The organism is uncultured Brevundimonas sp. (genome assembly GCF_937870815.1).
Lineage (GTDB): Bacteria > Pseudomonadota > Alphaproteobacteria > Caulobacterales > Caulobacteraceae > Brevundimonas.
On the sequence record NZ_CALMZS010000145.1, the window covers coordinates 1 to 13,777 of the forward strand.

The 13,777-nt window shown below is 71.2% G+C and carries 17 protein-coding genes and 1 tRNA gene; 11 read left to right on the forward strand and 7 right to left on the reverse strand.

Annotated features, from left to right (window positions below):
• From Q0588_RS09535 to Q0588_RS09545, 3 genes are all read right to left on the reverse strand, one after another.
• On the reverse strand, positions 1-928 hold a 928-nt coding region (locus tag Q0588_RS09535; protein ID WP_298745721.1), incomplete at its 3' end, for an MFS transporter.
• 28 nt (positions 929-956) lie between these two features.
• Positions 957-1,886: an EamA family transporter RarD gene (gene rarD, locus Q0588_RS09540; protein WP_298745722.1), complete on the reverse strand. Its 930-nt coding sequence runs from the start codon at positions 1,884-1,886 to the stop codon at positions 957-959.
• A 66-nt stretch (positions 1,887-1,952) separates the two neighbouring features.
• Positions 1,953-2,999 (reverse strand): aspartate-semialdehyde dehydrogenase, encoded by a 1,047-nt coding sequence (locus Q0588_RS09545; RefSeq protein ID WP_298745723.1) that lies wholly within the window; start codon positions 2,997-2,999, stop codon positions 1,953-1,955.
• A gap of 167 nt (positions 3,000-3,166) precedes the next feature.
• Here Q0588_RS09545 and zapE point away from each other — a divergent pair, with 167 nt between their 5' ends.
• The 4 genes from zapE to Q0588_RS09565 all read left to right on the forward strand — a co-directional run bounded on the left by zapE (position 3,167) and on the right by Q0588_RS09565 (position 6,458).
• A complete protein-coding gene (gene zapE, locus Q0588_RS09550) occupies positions 3,167-4,279 on the forward strand; it encodes a cell division protein ZapE (RefSeq protein ID WP_298745724.1) in 1,113 nt (370 codons plus the stop codon).
• A gap of 54 nt (positions 4,280-4,333) precedes the next feature.
• Positions 4,334-4,855 carry a YbjN domain-containing protein gene (locus tag Q0588_RS09555; RefSeq protein WP_298745725.1) on the forward strand — a complete coding sequence of 174 codons (522 nt, stop codon included), beginning with the start codon at positions 4,334-4,336 and terminating at the stop codon, positions 4,853-4,855.
• Positions 4,856-4,896: 41 nt separating this feature from the next.
• Positions 4,897-6,084 carry an NAD(P)/FAD-dependent oxidoreductase gene (locus Q0588_RS09560; RefSeq protein WP_298745726.1) on the forward strand — a complete coding sequence of 396 codons (1,188 nt, stop codon included), beginning with the start codon at positions 4,897-4,899 and terminating at the stop codon, positions 6,082-6,084.
• An 83-nt stretch (positions 6,085-6,167) separates the two neighbouring features.
• Positions 6,168-6,458, forward strand: coding sequence for a zf-TFIIB domain-containing protein (locus Q0588_RS09565; protein WP_298745727.1), 291 nt, complete (start codon positions 6,168-6,170; stop codon positions 6,456-6,458).
• Between the two features lie 12 nt (positions 6,459-6,470).
• Here the strand turns inward: Q0588_RS09565 and Q0588_RS09570 are convergent, their stop codons facing one another.
• Together Q0588_RS09570 and Q0588_RS09575 are read right to left on the reverse strand one after the other, a co-directional pair.
• Positions 6,471-6,632 carry a hypothetical protein gene (locus Q0588_RS09570; protein WP_298745728.1) on the reverse strand — a complete coding sequence of 54 codons (162 nt, stop codon included), beginning with the start codon at positions 6,630-6,632 and terminating at the stop codon, positions 6,471-6,473.
• 44 nt (positions 6,633-6,676) lie between these two features.
• Positions 6,677-8,395, reverse strand: a complete 1,719-nt coding sequence (locus tag Q0588_RS09575; RefSeq protein WP_298745729.1) for a hypothetical protein — start codon at positions 8,393-8,395, stop codon at positions 6,677-6,679.
• A 175-nt stretch (positions 8,396-8,570) separates the two neighbouring features.
• Between Q0588_RS09575 and Q0588_RS09580 the strand changes: the two genes are divergently transcribed.
• The 5 genes from Q0588_RS09580 (at position 8,571) to Q0588_RS09600 (ending at position 12,094) form a co-directional block, all read left to right on the forward strand.
• Positions 8,571-9,275, forward strand: a complete 705-nt coding sequence (locus Q0588_RS09580) for a response regulator transcription factor (protein ID WP_298745730.1) — start codon at positions 8,571-8,573, stop codon at positions 9,273-9,275.
• Positions 9,244-10,890, forward strand: coding sequence for a HAMP domain-containing sensor histidine kinase (locus Q0588_RS09585; RefSeq protein WP_298745731.1), 1,647 nt, complete (start codon positions 9,244-9,246; stop codon positions 10,888-10,890). The genes Q0588_RS09580 and Q0588_RS09585 overlap by 32 nt, the downstream gene beginning before the upstream one ends.
• Positions 10,887-11,318, forward strand: coding sequence for an HPr kinase/phosphorylase (locus Q0588_RS09590; RefSeq protein ID WP_298745732.1), 432 nt, complete (start codon positions 10,887-10,889; stop codon positions 11,316-11,318). The genes Q0588_RS09585 and Q0588_RS09590 overlap by 4 nt, the downstream gene beginning before the upstream one ends.
• A gap of 87 nt (positions 11,319-11,405) precedes the next feature.
• Positions 11,406-11,810, forward strand: coding sequence for a PTS sugar transporter subunit IIA (locus Q0588_RS09595; RefSeq protein WP_298745733.1), 405 nt, complete (start codon positions 11,406-11,408; stop codon positions 11,808-11,810).
• Entirely contained in the window at positions 11,807-12,094 is a 288-nt protein-coding gene (locus Q0588_RS09600) for an HPr family phosphocarrier protein (protein WP_298745734.1), read from the forward strand. The genes Q0588_RS09595 and Q0588_RS09600 overlap by 4 nt, the downstream gene beginning before the upstream one ends.
• 98 nt (positions 12,095-12,192) lie before the next feature.
• Here the strand turns inward: Q0588_RS09600 and Q0588_RS09605 are convergent, their stop codons facing one another.
• Both Q0588_RS09605 and Q0588_RS09610 read right to left on the reverse strand, forming a co-directional pair.
• Positions 12,193-12,660, reverse strand: coding sequence for a peptidase S1 (locus Q0588_RS09605; protein ID WP_298745735.1), 468 nt, complete (start codon positions 12,658-12,660; stop codon positions 12,193-12,195).
• 166 nt (positions 12,661-12,826) lie between these two features.
• Positions 12,827-12,902, reverse strand: a tRNA-Ala gene (locus tag Q0588_RS09610).
• A gap of 154 nt (positions 12,903-13,056) precedes the next feature.
• On the opposite strand from Q0588_RS09610, the gene Q0588_RS09615 reads away from it, so the two are divergent.
• Together Q0588_RS09615 and Q0588_RS09620 are read left to right on the forward strand one after the other, a co-directional pair.
• Positions 13,057-13,377, forward strand: a complete 321-nt coding sequence (locus tag Q0588_RS09615) for a YggT family protein (RefSeq protein WP_298745736.1) — start codon at positions 13,057-13,059, stop codon at positions 13,375-13,377.
• Between the two features lie 93 nt (positions 13,378-13,470).
• The coding region (locus Q0588_RS09620) for a 3-hydroxyacyl-CoA dehydrogenase NAD-binding domain-containing protein (RefSeq protein WP_298745737.1) at positions 13,471-13,777 on the forward strand (307 nt) is incomplete at its 3' end.

The following is a 13,777-nucleotide window of genomic DNA, read 5'->3' on the forward strand; positions in this document are numbered from 1 at the left end:
GGTCGAAGGGCAGGAAGAACGTGGCGCCGCCAAGGGCGAAATAGAGCGCCAACGTCAACAGGTTGATTCCACTGAACACGGACGAACGGAACAGGCCCGGCGGCATCATCGGATGGCGCCGGCGGGCCTCGGCGAACACGAAGGCGGCCAGCAGGACCGCGCCGCCTCCAAGCCCCGCCACGATCAGCGGGTGGGCCCAGCCGAGGTCGGGGACGGCGGTCAGGGCCCAGGTCAGGCCGCCGAGTCCGGTCATGGCGAGCAGGGCGCCGGGCCAGTCGAGTCCCTTCGCCTCAGGGTCGCGGCTTTCCGGCACGGCGCGCAGGGCGACCACCGTGGTCAGGGCGGCCAGCGGGACGTTGATCCAGAAGATGAAGCGCCAGTCGGCGGCGTCGGCCAGCCAGCCGCCGACCAGCGGCCCGATCATGCCGAACAGGGCCCCCGCCCCGGCCCAGGTCCCGAAGACCTTGCCCCGCTCGTCCGGCGGGAAGGCCGAGCCGATGACGGCGAGGGCGCCGGGGGTCAGCAGGGCGGCGCCGATCCCCTGAACCGCCCGCCCGGCGATCAGCAGCTCGATCGTGGGGGCGAGACCGCAGGCGATGGAGGCGAGGGCGAACAGGCCCACGCCGATCAGGAACACCTTCCGCCGGCCGAAACGGTCGCCCGCCGCCCCGCCGATCAGGACCAGGGCCCCAAGGGTCAGCAGATAGGCGTTGGAGATCCACTGCACCGCCGCCGGGCCGGTTCCGAGGTCGTCCTGGATCACCGGCAGGGCCACGCCCAGCGCCGAGCCGTCGATGAAGGTCAGGCTGGAGCCGAGGACGGTGGCGACGAGGATCCAGCGCTTGCGGGCCGCCGACAGCGGCTGGTCCGGCGCGGCCGCGGCGCGGACCTGGCCCTCCTCGCACGGGCCACGGTGGGCGACGGACATGGACGGCCTCCGGGTTTCGGCCCCGACGCTAGGCCGGTTCCGCCGACTCCTTCAAGGCCCGCCGCGCGGCCCTGTGACGGAACCACGCCGCCGCCGCGAACACCCCGGCCCCGCCCCAGATGAAGACGAACGACAGGATACGCAGCGGCGTCAGCGCCTCGCCGGCCCAGACGCCGACGGCGAACTGCAGGGTCGGGGCGAGGAACTGGATGAAGCCGATGGTCGACAGCGGCAGGCGGCGCGCCGACCAGGCGAACAGGGCCAGCGGCAGCACGGTGGCCGGGCCGTTGGCGAGGGCCCACAGGGTGTTGGCCGGGTTGTCGAAGGCCACGCCCGCGCCGGTGTGCTGCAGCCACACCACCCAGGCGAGGCCGAACGGCAGCAGCAGCAGGCATTCGACCAGCAGGCCGGCCTGGGCGTCGATCGGCACGCGCTTGCGGATGACGCCATAGGTGGCGAAGCTGATGGCGAGGATGATCGAGATCCACGGCGGACGGCCCAGGGCCAGCGCCTGGAACAGCACCCCGACGGCGGCCAGGCCGATGGCCGTCCAGCCCCAGAGATCGATCCGCTCGCGGAACAGCCACAGGCCGACGACCATGTTGAGCAGGGGGTTGATGTAGAAGCCGAGGCTGGCCTCCAGAGTCGCGCCGTGGGTCGTGGCCCAGACGTAGATGCCCCAGTTCAGGCCGATCAGAACCGTCGAGAAGGTCAGCCAGGCCAGGGTCTTCGGCGAGGTCAGGACGGCGCGGACCTGATCGCCCTGGCGGGCCAGCAGCACCAGCGCCCCGGCCACGACCACCGACCACAGGGCGCGGTGGGCGAGAATCTCCGGCGAGTCGAAGCCTGCCGCCGCCTGCCCCATGAACAGCAGGGGCAAGCCCCCCCACAGCGCATAGCAGGCGACGGCGGACAAGAGGGCGGCGCGGGAGCTGTCGGACGGGGCGGACGGCGGCATGGGGATCTCTGATCCTTCTCCCGATGGGAGAAGGTGGCGGGGCGGAGTCCCGTCGGATGAGGGTCGTTAAACGGTGATGCTTCGGTACCCCGACGACGGCTTGATGGTCCCCGTCTCGTCGAGCAGCTGGGCGATCTGGACGGCGTTCAGGGCGGCGCCCTTGCGCAGGTTGTCGGAGACGACCCACAGCGACAGGCCGTTCTCGACGGTGTGGTCCCTGCGGATGCGCGAGACATAGACGGCGTGCTCGCCGGCGGCGTCGACGGGGGTGACGTAGCCGTCGTGCTCCTGCTTGTCGATGACCATGACGCCGGGGGCCTCGCGCAGGATGGCGCGGGCCTCGTCGGGGCTGAGCGGCCGGTCGAACTCCAGCGTCACCGATTCCGAATGGCCGACGAAGACCGGCACCCGCACACAGGTGACGGTCAGCCTGATGGCCGGGTCGAGGATCCTGTGGGTCTCGTCCCACATCTTGGCCTCCTCGTCAGTGTAGCCGTCGTCGCGGAAGGCGCCGATGAACGGGATGACGTTGAAGGCGATCTGCTTGGGGAACAGCTTGGGCGTGGCGTCGCCGAGGCCGTAGATGGCCTTGGTCTGGTTCCACAGCTCGTCCATGCCCGCCTTGCCAGCGCCCGAGACCGATTGATAGGTCGAGACCACGGCGCGGGTGATCTTCGCCGCGTCGTGCAGGGGCTTCAGCGCCACCACCAGCTGGGCGGTCGAGCAGTTGGGGTTGGCGATGATGTTCTTCTTGCGGGCCAGCCTGACGGCGTCCGGGTTCACCTCCGGCACGATCAGCGGCACGTCCGGGTCCTTGCGGAAGGCCGAGGAGTTGTCGATCACGATCGGACCGGCCCTGCCGATCTTCTCCGACCACTGGCGCGAGACGTCGCCGCCCGCCGACATCAGCACGATATCGACGCCCGAGAAGTCGAAGCCGTCGATGTCCTGGCATTTGATGGTGCGGTCGCCCCAGGCGACGTCCATGCCCTTCGACTTGCGCGAGGCGACGGCGTGCATCTCGTCGACGGGGAATTCGAGTTCCTCGAGGATGTTCAGCATTTCCCGGCCGACATTGCCGGTGGCGCCCACGATGGCGACGCGATAACCCATATTGATCTGTCCTTCGGATGCGCCGCCGCTCGACGCGCTGCGTCTCGCTGCTTGAGCATGGAGATGTGGTGAGGCCGGATATCCGGACCGTGGGGTTCTATGTGGGCTTTCGCAGCCGCGAAGCAATCGCTTTTCAGCGGCGGCGGAGGCCGCTAAGGCCCGGAAGAATGGGATCACGCATCCGCGCGGCTTATGAGAAGCGGCTGGCCGACGGCCGGCTGGCCCCCGACCCGTCGCAGGTCCCGGTGGTCGAGGCCCTGGCGCGTCTGGAGACCGACCTGAGCCGCAAGGGGCGGTTCGGAGGGCTTCTGGGCGGGCCGCCGGAGGTGCGCGGCGTCTATCTGTGGGGGCCGCCGGGGCGGGGCAAGTCCATATTGATGGACCTGTTCTTCGCCTGCGCGCCCGGCAAGCGGAAGAAACGGGCCCATTTCCACGCCTTCATGGCCCGGGTCCACGGCCTGATCCGCCAGTGGCGCGAGGGCGACGCCGACGCCCGCAAGGCCATGTTCGGCCAGTGGAAGGGCGACGACCCGATCCGGCCGGTGGCCGAGCTGATCGCCTCGGAGGCGCGGCTGCTGTGCTTCGACGAGCTGCAGGTCACCGACATCGCCGACGCCCTGATCCTGGGCCGGCTGTTCGAGGCCCTGTTCGAGCGGAAGGTGGTGCTGGCGGTGACCTCGAACCGGGCCCCGGGCCAGCTGTATGCGAACGGGATCAACCGCGAGCTTTTCCTGCCGTTCATCGACCTGATCGAGGCGCGCTGCGAGGTGGTCTCGGTGGCCGGGGCGCGCGACTGGCGGCTGGACCGGCTGATGGGCGACCGGGTCTGGTTCACCCCGCCGGACGCGGCGGCGCGGGCCGGGTTCGAGGCGCTGTGGGCCGATCTGAAGGGAGAGCAGGAGGAATGCCCGGCCCGCCTGACCGTGCTGGGCCGCGATCTGGTCATCGGACGCACCGACGGCGGCCTGGCCCGGGCCACCTTCGATGAACTGTGCGCGCGGCCGCTGGGACCGCAGGACTATCTGGCCGTCGCCGAGCGGTTCCACACCCTGTTCCTCGAGGAGGCGCCGGTGCTGGGCCCGGAGAGACAGCAGGAGGCGCGGCGCTTCGTGACCCTGGTCGACGCCCTCTACGAGGCGGGCACGCGGCTGGTGGTCCTGGCCGAGGCGCCGCCGGAGGCGCTGTACCGCAAGGGCGTCGGGGCCTTCGAGTTCGAGCGCACCGTGTCGCGGCTGAACGAGATGGCGGGGGCCGAGTGGCTGGCGCGGTCGCGCGCCTGAGGCCTTGCTTTCGCCCTTCATTCGTCGGTAGCTGGAATCCCTCAGGAGCCCCCGATGATCCGTTTCGCGACCCTCGCCGCCGCCGCCGTCCTGGCCCTCGCCGGGCCCGCCACGGCCGCCGCCCCGGGGCCCTCGGCCGCCGCCGCGCAGACCGCGACGGGCCCGGGCGTCTCGATCGAGGCGGTCCGGGCGTGGCTGATCTCCAAGGGCGGCGACGTCAGCGAGGTCCGGCGCGAGGCGGGCGAGACCTGGATCAGCGTCTCGGACGGGCCGCTGAACTGGGTGATCTTCTTCTACAGCTGCGAGGCCGGGGTGTGCGGCGACCTCCAGTACGCGGCCAGCTTCTCCAACCCCACCATCACCCAGGCGATGATCAACGACTGGAACCGGGACCGCCGCTTCCTGAAGGCCTTCTTCACGCCGGCCGAGGCGGGCGGGGACCCGACCGCCGTGGTCCAGTACGACGTGCTCCTGCACGGCGCCGAGGTCGAGCAGCTGACCGACCACACCGCCCTGTGGCTGGACCTGGTGTCCGCCTTCGGCACGACGGTCGGCTATTTCGCCACCGCGCAATAGGCGGGCTCGCCGCCCGGGCTCCGGCCTGCTAACGCCCGCGGATGAAGGCTGACAGGGTCGATGTGCTGATCGTCGGGGCGGGCGCCGCCGGGATGATGTGCGCCATCGAGGCCGGGCGGCGCGGGCGGTCGGTGCGGGTGCTCGACCACGCCCGGGCGCCGGGCGAGAAGATCCGCATCTCCGGCGGCGGGCGCTGCAACTTCACCAATCTGGGGACCGGGCCGGGCAATTTCCTCGGCGAGAATCCGCGCTTCGCCACCTCGGCGCTGCGGCGGTTCACCCCGCACGACTTCATCAGGCGCGTCGACCGCGCCGGCATCGCCTGGCACGAGAAGACGCTGGGGCAGCTGTTCTGCGACGACAGCGCCCGGCAGATCATCCGCATGCTGACCGGAGACATGGGCGAGGCGGGGGCGCGGCTGTCGCTGGGCGTGTCGGTGGAGCGGGCGGCGAGGGCCGGCGACGGTTTCGAGGCGACGCTGTCGGACGGCGCCCTGGTGCGGGCGGCCTCGCTGGTGCTGGCCACCGGCGGCAAGTCGATCCCGAAGATGGGCGCGACCGGCTGGGCCTATGACACGGCCCGGGCCTTCGGCCTGCGCCTGACCGAAACCCGTCCGGCGCTGGTCCCGCTGACCCTGGAGACGGGGCTGCTGGAACGGCTCAGACCGCTGGCCGGGGTGTCGGTGGAGGCGGTGGTCAGCCACGGCAAGACGAAATTCGCCGAAGGGCTGCTGTTCACCCACCGCGGCCTGAGCGGCCCGGCGGTGCTGCAGATCAGTTCCTACTGGCGCGAGGGCGAGGCCATTTCGGTGGCCATGGCGCCCGGGGTGGACGTGTTGGCGCGGCTGAAGGCGATGAAGGCGGAGAACGGGCGGCAGGCGGCGCATACGGCGCTCGGCCAGCTCGTGCCGAAACGGCTGGCCGAGGCGCTGGTCGAGCAACACGGGGCGCAGGGGAATCTGGCCGACCTGTCCGACGCCGCCTTGCGGCGGCTGGACCGGGCGGTCAACGGCTGGAGCGTCAGGCCGGTGGGTTCGGAAGGCTACCGCACCGCCGAGGTGACGCTCGGCGGCGTCGCCGCCGACCAGCTCGACCAGCAGACGATGGCGGCGAAATCCGTACCCGGACTGTATGTGATCGGCGAGGCCGTGGACATCACCGGCTGGCTCGGCGGCTATAATTTCCAGTGGGCCTGGTCGTCGGGCTGGGCCGCCGGACAGGCCTGCTGAGGCGGATTTGTCGCGGAGACGGCGGTTGCCGGAACCGCCGGGCGCCCGTAACCCTTGAACGGCTTTCACGGAGAGAGACGCCGATGCCGCTGCTGATGTGCCCCAACGACAACGCCGCCATGCAGACGCTGGAACGCAACGGCGTGCAGTTCGACATGTGCCCGTCCTGCCGCGGCGTCTGGCTGGACCGGGGCGAGCTGGAGAAGCTTATGGCCGCGCCCGCCGACGAGGGCCGCGCGTCGACCCCTCCGCAGCCGTGGAGCCAGCCGTCCCAGCCGGCCTATCGGGAACCGTCGCGCCACAGGGACGAGCGCGACGACGACTACAAACACCGCAAGAAAAAACGCGACAGCATCTTCGACATCTTCGACTGAGGCGCGCGCCGGTCAGTCGTTGTCGTTGTCGAACGGCGGCGCGCCCATCACGGCGCGGTACTCGCTGATCACCTGTCTGACCCGCTCGACCTGTTCGATCAGATGCGCGGACGCCGCCTCGGCCAGTTCGATGGAGACGGGCCCGGCGGACTCTGTGTCGGCAATCGTACTCATGGGTCGACAACCGCGCCCGGCCGTTCCGGTTCCCGGCGACGCCATCAGGCCGCCAGCCCCGCCGCCTTCATCAGCCCCCTCAGCGGCGCCAGGGTCTCCGGCGCGGCGGCGAGGGCGGCGCGGTTGCCCGGGGCGCGAAACAGCCTGACCGCCTCGGCCTTGGCGCGGTCGGCCGCCGGTCCGAGCGGCGCCGTCTCGCCGGCGGCCATGCGCAGCAGGACCGAGAGCTTCTGCGGCAGCGGCGCGGGGGCCCGGGCCAGCATGGCGACGATGCGCGCCTCGGCCTCGACGACGCCGCCGACCGCGCCGATGGCGGCGAGGATCTCGGTCTCGTCCCGCCCGGTCAGGCCGCAGCCCCGCACCGAGCGCGCCAGCCCGGCCAGCACGCCCAGCTTCTGCGCGGCCGTCTGGTCGGCGGAAGCGGCCCGCATCTCGCCTTCGAAGCGCAGCGACCCGACGCAGGCCGACAGCCAGCGGGCGGCGGCGCGCTTGTTGGCCAGGCCGGTGACGTTCTCGCACAGCCGGGTCAGGGCCTCGGCCTCGCACAGCACGGTGGAGCAGGCCTTGACATAGGCGGCCACGAAATCGGCGGTGACGAGGGCCTTGGAGCGCTCGTTGAAGGCCGTCTGCACCTCCTCCAGGGTCAGCAGCCGCCCGGCCGTCGCCGTCAGGGTCATGGCCAGGGTGCGCAGAATGTCGATCTCGCCGGCGGCGTCGTTGGGACGCAGGCGGCGCGGGCTCATCAGTTCGCGGACCACCATCCGCGCCAGGGCCGCCGACAGCAGCGGGAACTCCCCGGCCGCGACCCGCTCGCCGAGCCGCGCCGCCGGCCCCTCGACCACCGGCACCTGGAGCGCCAGCCGGGGATCCTGGCGGATCAGGGCCGCGACCTCGCGCGGGGCGACCATCCGCACCACGGCCGCGAGCGAGGCTCCCTGGTCGAGGGCCGGGCCGAGCACGTCGGCCAGATTGGTGCGGGCCGCGAACAGCTCGCACATCACCTGTTCGATCGGCACCATGACCATGGCCCGCGGCGGACCGTCCATCGGGGCGCGCCCGGCCAGGTCCATCAGCCGGTCGAGGCGGGCCCGGCCGCCGCGCACGCCGGTCAGCGCGCCCGACACGATCCCGCCCATGATGAAGGCGCGGTCGGCCTGGCCGCACAGCCGGTGCGCCAGATCGGCGAGGGAATGGTTCTCCAGGTCCGGAAACTGGTTGCGGCGCCCGGCGAACAGCAGGCGCTCGATCGCCCGGTCGGCCAGCTTCTGGTAGTGGCGGACGAGGTCGTGCACCGGCTGGCCCACCGCCTGGCTCTCCGGCACCGCGACCTTCTGGATGGCGTGCTGCAGCTCGACGCCGGACGCCTCCAGCTTCTCGGCCAGATCCGGCCGGTGCAGCAGTTCGAAGGCGGTCACGCCGTGGCGGCTCAGCCAGTCCTCGAGCACCCGGCCGATCAGCTCCCGGGCCATCGGCGCGTAGAGATCCTGGGCCGATCCGCAGCGCGGCCCGGCCTCGTCGTCCGGCGCCACGCGCTTGCGCTGCGTTTCGGGCGCGCCCCGGGTCAGGACGGTGACGCTGGTGAAGGCCATGGTGTCGGGGTCGAGGGTCTCCTTGGTGACCCGCACCGCGACGGCGCGGTTGTCGCCCAGCAGATCCTCGGCGGTCTGGATCGCGTGGGCGCGATCCTCTGTCGCCATCTGGAGATTCCAGGGGGCCGGCGCGGTCTTGCGGATATAGACTTCGTAGTGAACGGGGCTGGCCATGAAACGCTCGCACAGAGGAACGGGGCATCATGGCTCCAAGGCTTTAAGGCCGGGTTTCATTGCGCAATCGGGCGGGGCGGGCCATTTTAATCGCCGCAATCCCACCCGGTTGTTTAGAACGGTAACGCTTGCCGCGCGTTGACCGCGGGAACCGGAAGCCTGCAAGGAGACCGCCTTGGCCAACATCACCCTGGTCGATGACGACGAGAACATCGTGGCGTCCGTCTCGCTGGCGCTGGAAAGCCATGGCCACAGGATCACCGCCTACCACGACGGCGCCTCGGGGCTGGAGGCGCTGGAGTCCAATCCGCCGGACCTGGCCATCCTCGACGTGAAGATGCCGCGCATGGACGGGATGGAGGTGCTGCGCCGGCTGCGCCAGACCTCGCAGATTCCGGTCATCATGCTGACCTCGAAGGACGAGGAGATCGACGAGATCCTCGGCTTCAACCTCGGCGCCGACGACTATATCCACAAGCCGTTCAGCCAGCGGCTGCTGATCGAGCGGGTCAAGGCCCTGCTGCGGCGCACCGGCGCGGACGGCGGCGAGCCCGAGCCGTCGGGCGACGGCTCGACCAAGGCCATCAAGCGCGGCAAGCTGTCGATGGACCCGGCCCGGCACGAATGCACCTGGGACGGCAGGCCGGTGAAGCTGACGGTCACCGAATTCCTGCTGCTGCAGGCCCTGGCCCAGCGGCCCGGCTTCGTGAAGAGCCGCGACAATCTGATGGACGCCGCCTACGACGACCAGGTCTATGTCGACGACCGCACCATCGACAGCCACGTCAAGCGGATGCGCAAGAAATTCCGGGTGGTCGATCCCGAGTTCGACGCGATCGAGACCCTGTATGGCGTCGGCTACCGATACCGCGAAAGCTGAGCCGGCCGCGGCGGCCGACGAAGATCGCCCGCGCCGCCCGAAACGGTTCGGCGGCTCGCGGCTCGGCGGCCTGATCCTCGCCCTCAACCTGCTCAGCCTGCTGATCCTGTTCGTCGGGGCGCTGGCCCTGAACGAGTGGCGGCGCGGCCTGATCGAGGCGCGGCAGGAGACGCTGGCGGCCCAGGCCCAGCTGCTGGTCCAGGTGCTGGGCACCCGCGAGATCGGCGTCACGCGCGGCGAGCCGACGCCCTATCTGGATCCGATCGAGGCCAGCCGCTGGCTGACCGACAACTTCATCCCCGAGGGCCAGAGGGCCCGGCTCTTCGACGTCGACGGCATCATGGTCGCCGACAGCTTCATGGTCACCGAGGCCATCCCGGGCGCGCCCCTGCCCCCGGCCCTGCCCGCCGGCAGCCCGCCCGTGGTCCCCGACGCCGAGGAAAGGGCCCGCGACGCGCGCGAGCTCGAACAGTCCCGCAGGGCCCTGGCCGAAGAGGTCGAGAACGCGCTGGAGGGCCGGTCCTCGGCGACCCTGCGGATGTCCGAGACCGGCGAGCGGGTGGTGTCCGTGTCGATTCCCGTGCGCCATGTCGAACAGGTGCTGGGGGTGCTGACGCTGGAGGCCGGCGACGTCGACGAGACCCTGGCGGCGCAGCGGCTGGCGCTGATGCCGTTCGCCCTGGTGGCCCTGGTCGTGTCGCTGCTGTCGTCCCTGCTGCTGCACCTGTTCGTGGCCCGGCCGGTGATGCGGCTGTCGGCGGCGGCGGACGCGGTGCGGCTGCAGCGGGCCCGGGCCATCTCCCTGCCCGACCTCGACCACCGCAAGGACGAGATCGGCGACCTGGCGCGGTCGCTGGAGACGATGACCGAGACCCTGTCCGACCGGATGGACGCCATCGAGCGCTTCGCCGCCGACGTGGCCCACGAGATCAAGAACCCCCTGACCTCGATCCGCTCGGCGCTGGAGACCCTGCCGCTGGTCCGGACCGAGGCCCAGCGGGAGAAGCTCACGGGCCTGCTGCAGCAGGACGTGCGGCGCCTGGACCGGCTGATCACCGACATCTCCAACGCCTCGCGGCTCGACGCCGAATTGAACCGCGACCGGCCGCGGACCATCGACCTGACCGCGCTGCTGGGCGAGATCGTCGACGTCTACGAGGCCGGGATCAAGCCGGACGGGGGCGTGCATGTGACCTTCGCCGCGGCGGAACCCGGCCACGCCCTGATCCGCGGACGCGACGGGCCGCTGGGCCAGGTGTTCCGCAACCTGATCGACAACGCCCGCTCGTTCAGCCGGCCGGGCGGAGAGGTGCGGGTCGTGCTGACGCGCGACGAGGCCGACCCGGAACGGCCGGTGCGGGTGCGGGTCGACGACGACGGACCGGGCGTCCCGCCGGAGAACCTCGAGACGGTGTTCGAGCGCTTCTACACCTCGCGCCCGCGCGGCACGGCGTTCGGGACCAATTCCGGGCTCGGCTTGTCGATCGTCCGGCAGATCGTCGAGGCCCATGGCGGCCGGGTCTGGGCCGGGAACCGGCCGGGGACGGACGGCGGGATCGCCGGCGCGCGCTTCGAGGTGGCCCTGCCCGCCGCGCCCCCGGGGCGGCGTCCGTGACCGCCCGGCCCCCGCTCCACGGCACGGTGGCGGCGTGCTGGAGGCCGGGCCTGGGCTGGCGCGCCGTGCTGATCTCGGGACCCCCGGGGGCGGGCAAGAGCGACCTGGCCCTGCGACTGATCGGGCGCGGCTGGCGGCTGGTGGCCGACGACTACGTCCATGTGACGGCCTCGGGCGGGGCCCTCTACGCCATGGCGCCGGAGACCATCGCCGGCCGCATGGAGATTCGCGCGGTCGGCGTCGCGCCGGCCCGCGGCCGCGGCCTGGCCCGCCTGTCGCTGGCCGTGGAGCTGACCGCCGCGGCGCTCGAACGCCTGCCCGAGCCCGAAACCCGGATCGTCGAGGGCGTGGCCGTGCCGCTGCTGCGGCTGAACGGATTCGAGGCCTCGGCGGTCGAAAAGGTCGCGGCGGCGCTCGCGCGGCTTTAACCGGCCGCGCGTTTGGGCTATTCCGCGCGGCTTGCGGCCCGTCCACGACGGCCGGAGACGCGGGGCGCGAGCTTTGGTGAAGCCTTCATGATCGGGCTGGTGATCGTCACCCACGGGGGGCTGGCCTCGGAATTCCTGTCGGCCATGGAGCATGTCGTCGGCCCGCAGCGCGGCGTCGCCGCCATCTGCATCGGTCCGGAGGACGACATGGAGCGCCGCCGGCGCGACATCGTCGACGCCGCCCGCGCGGTCGACGACGGCGACGGCGTCATCCTGCTGACCGACATGTTCGGCGGCACCCCGTCGAACCTGGCCATCTCGGTGATGGAGGAGACCGGGGCCGAGGTCATCGCCGGGCTGAACCTGCCGATGCTGATCAAACTGGCCAGCGTGCGCGGCCGCGAGCCGCTGCAGGCCTGCGTCGCCCACGCCCAGGACGCCGGGCGGAAATACATCTCGGTCGCCAGCTGGGTGCTGCAGGGCGAGAAATGAGCGACGGGCCGGGCCGGGCGGCGGCGACCGTCGACATCTGCAACAGCCGCGGCCTGCACGCCCGCGCCAGCGCCAAATTCGTCAAACTGGCCTCCAGCTACGACGCCGAGGTGCAGGTCACCCGCGACGGGGTCACGGTCAACGCCCGGTCGATCATGGGGCTGCTGATGCTCGGCGCCGGCAACGGCTGCGGCATCGAGATCGCCGCCGAAGGGCCCGAGGCGGAGGCCGCGGTGGCGGCCCTCGCCGATCTGGTCGGTCGGCGCTTCGACGAGGATCAGTAGGCCGGAACGCCGCCGCCCCGACGGGGCCGGGGGACGACCGGCGCTCGCGCGCCCGAGGCGCGCGAGCGCGTCGCCAGGGCAGGGCCCCGGCAAACCCCCTACGGCGTCTCGGTGATCAGCAGGGCCGCCGAGGCCGTGCCGCCGTTGAAGGTGCCGACCCAGATGTCGTAGGTGCCGCTCGACGGGCGGTTGAAGCGGACCTCGGCGTCGCCGTCGCCCCAGCTGTCGTCGTCGCAGTACCAGCGGCCGTCGGGACCGTTGATGATCAGGGTGGTGTCGGTCGACGACCGGGTGCGGAACACCAGCGGCAGCGAGCCGGCGCGGTAGGTGACCTCATAGTCCGGGGCATTGGAGATGTCCCCGACGCAGGCCGCCGGCAGGCTGGTGTCCGTATAGGCGTCGATCGACCCCCCGGCGGTCAGATTGACCCGGTACGGATCGGGCGTGAAGCCGGCGTTGAGGCGGATTTCGCCGAAATTGGCGGTCAGCCCCGCGTTCTGGGCGGCGGCCGCGCCCGGCGTGGCGAGCGTGGCGGCCAGAGCGAGCGCCGTGATGAAGTGTTTCATGTGAGGGTCCCCGATGCATCCTTTGTGGATCAGCCCGGACGTGACTCGACGCCAAAGCGCCGCCGGCGTCAAGCCTGACGAACGCCGTGGTCAGGAATCGTGGGATAGGCCGCCGGTCCCGCCGAAGCGTTCCGACCCGGCGAAGCGCCCCGGCGATCCGGCGGACTGGTGGAGCCGAGGGGAGTCGAACCCCTGACCTCGTCATTGCGAACGACGCGCTCTACCAACTGAGCTACGGCCCCCCTTGCCACGGTGATCCGGAGGCGCAGGCGAGGGCGCGACATACGAGGGGTGGAGCCGGAGTGTCAACCGTTCCAGCCGCCGGCCGCCGGGGAGTTGGCCAAGCGCGGAGTGGTGAGCTAGAAGGCCGATACGACTTCAGGAGCGTAGGGCGGCATGGCGGCGATTATCGGGTTCATCTTTTTCGTTATCGACGCCGTCCTGGGGCTGTTGGTGCTGGCTATCATCGTCAGCGCCATCCTGAGTTGGCTGTTCGCCTTTGACGTCATCAACCATCGCAACCGGTTCGTGAACCAGCTGTCCTCGGCGCTGGAGGCGCTGGTCGCTCCGGTGCTGTCCCCCCTCCGCGCCTTCATTCCGCCATTGGGCGGCATCGACCTGACGCCGATCATCGTCCTGATTCTCATTCATGGCGTGAGAGTCTATCTGCTGCCGGCCTCGAAGGCGGCACTTCTGACACTGGTCGGGGCCTATTGAGGCGAGCCACGACCATCCGGCCTTGCGCCGTCCGGCGAGGGTCCTAAGGTGCCGCTCCGACAGGGCCTCGCGCCTGCCAGCCAACCGGAATTCATGACCACGATCCGATCCGTCGCCATTGTCGGCGCAGGCCAGATGGGCGCAGGCATCGCCCAGGCCGTGGCCGCCGGCGGCTATCAGGTGTTGCTGTACGACAACGCCGCCGACCGCGTGCCGCAGGCGCAGGCCAACGTAGCCGCCAGCCTGGCCCGTCAGGTCGAGCGCGGCCTGACCGATCAGGCCTCGGCCGACGCCACCCTCTCGCGCATCACCGCCGCATCCTCCCTCGCCGCCGCCGCGAAGGCCGATCTGGTCATCGAGGCGGCCGTCGAGGACGAGGCGGTCAAGAAGTCGATTCTGG

Bases quoted from the DNA above. Each gene is read 5' to 3' on its own strand.
- rarD (WP_298745722.1), bottom strand. From the start codon at position 1,886: ATGCCGCCGTCCGCCCCGTCCGACAGCTCCCGCGCCGCCCTCTTGTCC.
- Q0588_RS09545 (WP_298745723.1), bottom strand. From the start codon at position 2,999: ATGGGTTATCGCGTCGCCATCGTGGGCGCCACCGGCAATGTCGGCCGG.
- zapE (WP_298745724.1), top strand. From the start codon at position 3,167: ATGGGATCACGCATCCGCGCGGCTTATGAGAAGCGGCTGGCCGACGGC.
- Q0588_RS09555 (WP_298745725.1), top strand. From the start codon at position 4,334: ATGATCCGTTTCGCGACCCTCGCCGCCGCCGCCGTCCTGGCCCTCGCC.
- Q0588_RS09560 (WP_298745726.1), top strand. From the start codon at position 4,897: ATGAAGGCTGACAGGGTCGATGTGCTGATCGTCGGGGCGGGCGCCGCC.
- Q0588_RS09565 (WP_298745727.1), top strand. From the start codon at position 6,168: ATGCCGCTGCTGATGTGCCCCAACGACAACGCCGCCATGCAGACGCTG.
- Q0588_RS09570 (WP_298745728.1), bottom strand. From the start codon at position 6,632: ATGAGTACGATTGCCGACACAGAGTCCGCCGGGCCCGTCTCCATCGAA.
- Q0588_RS09575 (WP_298745729.1), bottom strand. From the start codon at position 8,395: ATGGCCAGCCCCGTTCACTACGAAGTCTATATCCGCAAGACCGCGCCG.
- Q0588_RS09585 (WP_298745731.1), top strand. From the start codon at position 9,244: ATGGCGTCGGCTACCGATACCGCGAAAGCTGAGCCGGCCGCGGCGGCC.
- Q0588_RS09595 (WP_298745733.1), top strand. From the start codon at position 11,406: ATGATCGGGCTGGTGATCGTCACCCACGGGGGGCTGGCCTCGGAATTC.
- Q0588_RS09600 (WP_298745734.1), top strand. From the start codon at position 11,807: ATGAGCGACGGGCCGGGCCGGGCGGCGGCGACCGTCGACATCTGCAAC.
- Q0588_RS09605 (WP_298745735.1), bottom strand. From the start codon at position 12,660: ATGAAACACTTCATCACGGCGCTCGCTCTGGCCGCCACGCTCGCCACG.
- Q0588_RS09615 (WP_298745736.1), top strand. From the start codon at position 13,057: ATGGCGGCGATTATCGGGTTCATCTTTTTCGTTATCGACGCCGTCCTG.